Origin of the sequence: Streptomyces sp. NPDC002463, from assembly GCF_042889835.1 — a bacterium.
Classification (GTDB): Bacteria; Actinomycetota; Actinomycetes; order Streptomycetales; family Streptomycetaceae; genus Streptomyces; species Streptomyces nymphaeiformis.
In genome coordinates this window covers 303,393-310,125 of record NZ_JBIARL010000012.1, presented here as the reverse complement: position 1 = coordinate 310,125, position 6,733 = coordinate 303,393, and the positions used below count along the sequence as shown (strand labels likewise).

Annotated in this window: 3 protein-coding genes and 1 pseudogene; 2 read left to right on the top strand and 2 right to left on the bottom strand. The window is 67.8% G+C overall.

Annotated features, from left to right (window positions below; all coding sequences use genetic code 11):
* Positions 1 to 1,848: 1,848 nt before the first annotated feature.
* Positions 1,849 to 2,182, bottom strand: a pseudogene (locus ACFYX3_RS25300) (transposase); the annotation flags it as partial.
* Between the two features lie 43 nt (positions 2,183 to 2,225).
* Positions 2,226 to 3,812, bottom strand: a complete 1,587-nt coding sequence (locus tag ACFYX3_RS25295; RefSeq protein WP_389017495.1) for an ISL3 family transposase — start codon at positions 3,810 to 3,812, stop codon at positions 2,226 to 2,228.
* Between the two features lie 374 nt (positions 3,813 to 4,186).
* Between ACFYX3_RS25295 and ACFYX3_RS25290 the strand changes: the two genes are divergently transcribed.
* Positions 4,187 to 4,516: a type I-E CRISPR-associated protein Cas6/Cse3/CasE gene (locus tag ACFYX3_RS25290; protein ID WP_389017473.1), complete on the top strand. Its 330-nt coding sequence runs from the start codon at positions 4,187 to 4,189 to the stop codon at positions 4,514 to 4,516.
* 288 nt (positions 4,517 to 4,804) lie between these two features.
* Positions 4,805 to 6,604 carry a protein kinase gene (locus ACFYX3_RS25285; RefSeq protein WP_389017470.1) on the top strand — a complete coding sequence of 600 codons (1,800 nt, stop codon included), beginning with the start codon at positions 4,805 to 4,807 and terminating at the stop codon, positions 6,602 to 6,604.
* Positions 6,605 to 6,733 lie beyond the last annotated feature (129 nt).

Below are 6,733 nucleotides of genomic sequence, written 5' to 3'. Positions count from 1 at the left end.
GCGCGCGGTCTCCTGCGGAGACACGACGCGGAGTGACTGCGTCACTCCAAGGGCGCTGCGCCGCTGCGCGGCGCTGGGCTGGGCTGGCTGAGGGGCAGCCACCTGCGGTGACTGCGGAGTGGTGAGGTTGGGTTGAGGGGTGCGGGTGTGGGGTGGGGGGTTGTTCGTGGTGGAGCACCCGCCTGCGGCGGGGCGTGGTGCTGGTAAGTTGGTTTGTTTGCTTGGTAGTTGATTGGGTGTCAGTGGGCAGGGTGCGGTGAGTGGGTTAGGGCCCCTGCGGGGCCGGCGGAAGCATGTCGGCCATATGCGGGCGGTCGCGGCGCACACCAGTGGAGTGGTCTTCCAGGGTCTATAAGGACGACGGAAAGGCATCACCCTGCGTGATGCGTAGAGAATCCGCCGAAACCAAGTTGTCTAGACCGCTTCATGATCGACTACGGGACGACCTCGGCGCCGAACCGGACATGCGAAAACCGCAAACACCAACAGACACCATCAACTGCCAAAAAACTTCCCTTATATGACGAAAACGCAAAACACCGACAGGGGACCTCTCCTGACGCCACACCAACACCCCATACAGAAAGCGCATCAGACGAACCACCACACACCCCCTCCCCCACACCCACCGGGCCCGAGGAGAGACGCCAGCCCCACCCGCACCACCGGACCCAACGCAGGATCACGGTCGCCACAGACACCGAAACCGCCCACGCTCCACAAGGGCAAGGCGCAGCAACAGGGACCACTGCCGGCCGGGCATCCGCACGTCATACGACTCGCCGCCGGACCGGGGATGGTCTGCCCCCTCGACATCACAGCCGCCCCTGTGCAAGAGCCATGGTCAGTCCATCCCTCACAGCTCCCAGCCCACCCATCCACCTGGGAAAACAGCCTGAGAGGCTCTCAGGACCACGCTCACCACACCCCAGGAACACGGGCAAGACAGTTTCTCCGGCACCGGGCCCCACAGGTCCTGCAGGAGGGTCAGAAACATCAGACAACAGGGGCGCAGGGCGCAGCGAGGGGGACGCCATCGCACCGCCGATCAGACGGGGCCGGGCAGCAAGCCGCAGAACAGGCCGCCCTGGGCGCGGGAAAGCCGGCGGCAACAGAGGAACGAGAGCCTGCGGCTCTCCCCCGCCGGCCCAGGACACGACAGGCAGTCACACACCCGCCTGCCGCACAACAGCCCCGGGGCCCCGCCTGACCCCACCCCGCATACAGAAAACGCATACGCCATACACCACCCCGCATACGGAAACCGCATCACCCACCCACCCCATCCCACACAGCCCCACACCGACAGCGAGCAGTCGGTGTGGGGCTGCTGGACAAGACAAGCGGTACGGCACGAGACCAGGCCGCCCACACAGGCCAGCGGGGTACCTCCACAGGCAAGGGCGCCCACAAGGGGCATCCCCACAGGCACCGGAAGCAAGCAGGAACTACCACCGATACGGTGAACCGTGCGGCCATCCCCCAAGAGCGGGGAACAGCGGCCCGCGGCATGGTCCCACCACAAGACCACAGGACCACAGGACCACCGGACCGTCCCCGTAACGGGCGGGGGCAGCCGTGGCAAGCCCGGTGACAAGCCCGGCGGCAAGCAGACCGCAGGCACGCTCCCCAGACCGGCCGACACTCACCACACCCACACCACACAGCGACCCAAGCGACCAGAACACCAACCATCCCCACACAAGCGCAGGGAACAGACCGCCGCGACGCCTCGTAGACGTCGCAAGACCCACCCCCGCCCCGACAGGAAGCCCTTGCGCATGCCAGGGACCATGCCGCCGGGTGAGGGTCTGTCCAGTGAACGGTGGTTCTGGAGTTGTTGGGGATTCAGCGGCGGGCGGCTGAGAGGCGGCCGTCGAAGGTGATATCGAAGGCGTTGAGTGCGGGCCTTCCATCGCTGGGTCCAGCGTTTGCGTCCCTGGCCGGTGGGGTCCAAGCTCATGATGGCCATGTAGACACACTTCAGGGCGGCCTGCTCGTTCGGAAAATGTCCGCGGGCACGGACGGCCTTGCGGATCCGCGCGTTCACGGACTCGATCGCGTTGGTAGTGCAGACGATCCGCCGTATCTCGGTGTCGAACTGGAGGAAGGGCACGAACTCGGCACAGGCGTTCTCCCAAAGCCGCACGATCGCCGGGTATTTCCGACCCCACTTGTCGGCGTACTCGTTGAAGTGGCTCTGGCAAGAATTTCGTAGTCGAAGATCACCTCGGTGACACGGTCAGCCGGTCCGCGTAGCGGCGGCGGATGTGGGCGATCAGAACGACGCGGTGACGGAGGAGAGGGACGCCGGAGCGACCGGCCATCAGGCGTTTCTGCAGCTTGACGTCGGTGATGCGGCCTTCGTTGACGCCGGAGTTGTATGGGGTGGTGATTCCCTGTGCGACGGCGTGCTGGTCTTCGCGAAGGGCTCCGGCGAGGCCGACGAGAGGGGCCAGGCCGCTGTCTGCGAGGTCGTTCAGCCAGCCCGGGAGGGGCGCCGAGTCGCGGTTGCCGAGCATGGCGGCGAACTGTCGGACCAGGTCGTGAGTCTGCCTCAGTTCCGGGCAGTGGTCGAGGAGCCGGGGCAGGCGGTCATTGATGTGGAGGTTTCGTCGGTGCGGGTGGGTGGTGATCCAGCGGGCGGCTTCGCGTGGGGATGGCGGCCGTTCGCGTGGTTCGTCCAGGGGTAGGCCCCGCCTGAGAGGTGCGACGGCCATCTTCACGCGCTGGCAGTGGCCGAGGTAGCCCTTGGTCTGGAGTTCCTCGTGCAGGATTTTCGCGCTGTGCTGGCCTTCGTCCCAGCGTTGTTGCAGGTAGTCGAGGTAGGGGTCCAGGGTGGAGGGCTTGCGGGGCGGTCGGCGCATCACCTCCTGCCAGGTGCGGGCCCGGGCGTACTTGCCGACCGTACGACGGTCCAGGCCGAGCTCGCGGGCCACGGAGCTGTGGCTCCGGCCGGTGCGGGTCAGGGTTTGAACAGCCCCGAACAGTCTTCGGGCGTGCCGTGCGGCCCGGGTGTCGGCCGCGGTGTTCTCGGCGGCCTCCTCGGCTGGTGCGGGACCGCTCTCGCCGACCGGGGGAAGTGCTGCGGCCAGACAACCGCGGTGGGCGGAGGCGATGTCCTGGACGCGGCGGGAAAGGCCCTGCCAGAGATGGAAACGGTCGCTGACCTGCACCGCACCGGGGGCGCCGCCCGCGATGCCCTGCCGGTAGGTGAGGGAGCCGTCGCGGCAGGCGACCTCGACACCGGGGTGCTCGCGGAGCCACCGGCTGAGCTGTTCGGCGTCGCGTCCTTCCCAGAGGGTGAGCGGGAGACGGGTGGTGGCGTCGACCAGGAGGGTGCCGTAGGTGTCGCCGTAGAGTGCGAAGTCGTCCACCCCCAGCACCCGGGGCGTCACCAGCGGCGGAAGAGGCACCCGCATCAGCTGGGACAGGACGGTGCACCGCGAGAGCCGGATGTTCAAGATCCGCAGCACCCGGGCGCCGCCCCGGCCCGCCAGCACCACGCCGACGTCCTCCACCAGGCGCTGCAACTGCGGTGTCCGCCGTTGATAGCGCACGGTCAGCACCGTCACCTGTTCAGCGAAGGTCTTCTTCAGACACATCACGTTCTCGCAGTACAGACGGCGTACGGACAAGTCGATGCGCACAGGCCGGCCGGCGAGAGTGACGTCGGCGAGGTGCCGTACGTAGCGGCTGTGGCACCACTGGCTGAGTCGACCGCATCCCGTACATTCCCCCGGAACACCGGACCTCGTACGGGCGTAAACCGCCACACCAGTGTCAGAGACATCAACCGAGACGACCAGCACATCGAGCAACTGTGGCAGCAGTCTCGCCAGTTCAACAGAGCACAACGACAGGCTGCCCGCTACGCGGACCGGCTGACCGTGTCATCGAGATGATCTTCGGCTACGAAATTCTTGCCAGAGCCATGAACGTGCTCAGCCAGGTACGGACGAACGTGCCCGGCTAAGGGCTCTCTTCACAATGACCTGGTGATTGGGTAGATCTGAGGGCTTGCTGGCGCAGCAGGAAAAGCTGCGGGTCCCGGGCATGCTCGAACGTATCGCGCATCCGGGCGAAGAATCGCTGTCGGTCGCCTGGAGGCAGCTCCGGGCTTGCGGGCACGGGGCCGCGTCGGGCATGACGTGGCGCGGGCACGGCACGTAGAGGGGTGGGCGGCGTGCCGGTCAGCGGCCAGGTGAGGACTTCGACCAGCCGAGCCTCCAAGCACGGCTTCGAACCCCTGCCCATCCCCGACACCGCCAACCCGGCACCCGGGATCTTCCCCTTCACCGACGCCGAACCAGCCACCACGCCCATCCCCGGCATCCGCATCGCCCGCCCGAACAAGCACGTCTTCACCAAAGACCTCACCATCGAAGCAGGCATCAAGACCGGCGCCACCAAAGTCAGCATCGACACCGCCACCTACGAAGGCCACCTCCGCGTCACCGGCCCCATCGCCCTCGCCCACGCCTTCATCACCGGCATCGGCCTCTCCAAGGCCTAACCTCAACCGGTCCCCCCATCGGAGCCTCGACCACCATCAGCCCCAGCGCCGTCATTGCCCTGGCCTGCTCGACGGCAGTCGTCTGTACCGGACGGGCCTTCGCTCCACTGTGAGAAATCGCCGGGACTTGTCGCTGCTGGTCAAGGCCAGTGCGGATCACACCCGTAGTGACGCGACCAACACACCCCGATGACCGGCCCATCGTCAAGGGTCGCCAAGGAGAGAAGTGGGGGCACAATCCGCCGTCCGCTCTGCGGCATGTCACCGACGCCGCGTAGGCTCCCGCCCATGAACGACGGGGAGCCCGGCAGACGGGTGATCGACGGCCGTTTCGAGCTCCAGACGCGGCTCGGCGGCGGTGGGATGGGCACGGTGTGGCGTGCGAGGGACATCGTGCTCGACCGGGCCGTGGCCCTCAAGGAGGTGCGCCCACCCGACCCGGGGCTCGCCGATTACGACCCGCAGGCGGCTCGCATGCTGCGCGACCGGGTGCTACGCGAGGCGCAGGCGCTCGCTCGGGTCGAACACCCCGGTGTCGTGACCATCCACCACATCGTGGACGCCGGCGAAGACACCTACCCCTGGCTCGTCATGGAACTGGTGACCGGCGGCTCGCTCGCGGACCAGTTGGCAATCGGGCCGATGGAACCCGTCGCCGCGGCCAGACTCGGACGCGAACTGCTTGCCGCACTGCGGGCCGCGCACGACGTCGGCATCCAGCACCGGGACGTGAAGCCAGCCAACGTGCTGCTGCGGCCTGACGGCCGTCCCGTGCTCACCGACTTCGGCATCGCCGCCATCCGGGAGTCGACCGCACTGACCGCGACCGGATCCATCATCGGAACCCCCGACTACATGGCGCCTGAGCGCATCTCTGGTGACGAGGGCGGCCCCGCGTCCGACCTGTGGTCACTCGCGATGCTGCTGTACGTCGCCGTGGAAGGCGCGCACCCGCTGCGCAGGGGATCCACGCTGGCCACACTGGCAGCGGTCCTCAGCGAGCCACTGCCGCCGCCGCGCCGGGCAGGAGTGCTCGCAACAGCGCTGTCCGCCGTTCTCGTCAAGGACCCGACGGCGCGGCCCGACGCCGCCGGTCTGGACGCGCTCCTCGCCGCAGCCGCCAAAGACACGTCCCCCGGCACGGTCCCGGGCGCCGCCAGGTCCACCTCGTACCACCTCGCCCCGCCCGCGACGGCCACCGCACCTGCATCGGCGACCCCGCCCGTGCCTGGCTTCGGCCCGGCGACGCCGTGGCCGTCCGACGGGACGCCCCACCCCTCCGCCAGGCCGACGCCCTATCCGGTCGGTCCCACCGCCCATCCCACGCCGGGCCGGGACCCGTGGGACGGCGTGCCGCGGATCGCTCCGCGCGGGTCGCACGAGCGAGGGCACGCCGAACAGGCCCGGCGTCGTGTCCGTGGGATCGCCATCGGCTCCTCCGTCGCCGCGACGGTGCTTGCAGGCCTCCTCGCCTGGACTCTCGTCCCCGGCTTCGGCGGTTCCAAGGAGCAGGGCGCCCAGTCCCCCGGCCCGACCACGTCCGGCTCCCGCACTGGTGCACCCAGCGCCTCGAGAACGGCAGATGCGCCTGAGAACACAGGTGACGACATCGGGGAGCCGGCGGCGCAGAACCTGCTGACCCCGGATGGCATCCGCACGGCGCTGAAGGCGCTGAAAGAGGCCACGGGCACAAACCAGGTGTGCGACCTCACGGTCTACCCGGAATACGTCTCGGCCCAGGTCATGGTCAAGGGCAGCAAGAGCCGCTACGACAACTGGACCTACCGTCCCGGGAGCGGCGCCGAAAAGGGGATCATCAGCGGCAGCGTTGGCCCCATGGACAGCCCGTTCAGCATGGACGAGTTCAACTGGGACGTTCTTCCCGCCCTGTTGAAACGGGCGGACAAGGAATTGAACGTCAAGGACATCTCGACGCGGTATCTGCTTGTCACGGGCGACGACCCGACCTTCGGCGACCCGAAGCACATGTCGGTCTACGTCTCGAACGCCTACAGCCAGGGCGGCCGCATCGAAGCCGATCCCACGGGCAAGGTCACCAAAGTGATGCCCAACGAAGCGAAAGACTGAGCATTTTCAGCTTCGCCACTTCAGGGTGACGCCATGGTCCTCGCTTGAGCCCTGGAAGCTGCTCGGCTGGGCCCGCCGGGCACGGTGGGTTGTCTGTGAAAGGCCGCAGGCGGTCACTTCGCTGAGGAG

Excerpts from the sequence above, each read along its gene's own strand:
- ACFYX3_RS25285 (WP_389017470.1), top strand. The coding sequence starts at position 4,805 with ATGAACGACGGGGAGCCCGGCAGACGGGTGATCGACGGCCGTTTCGAG.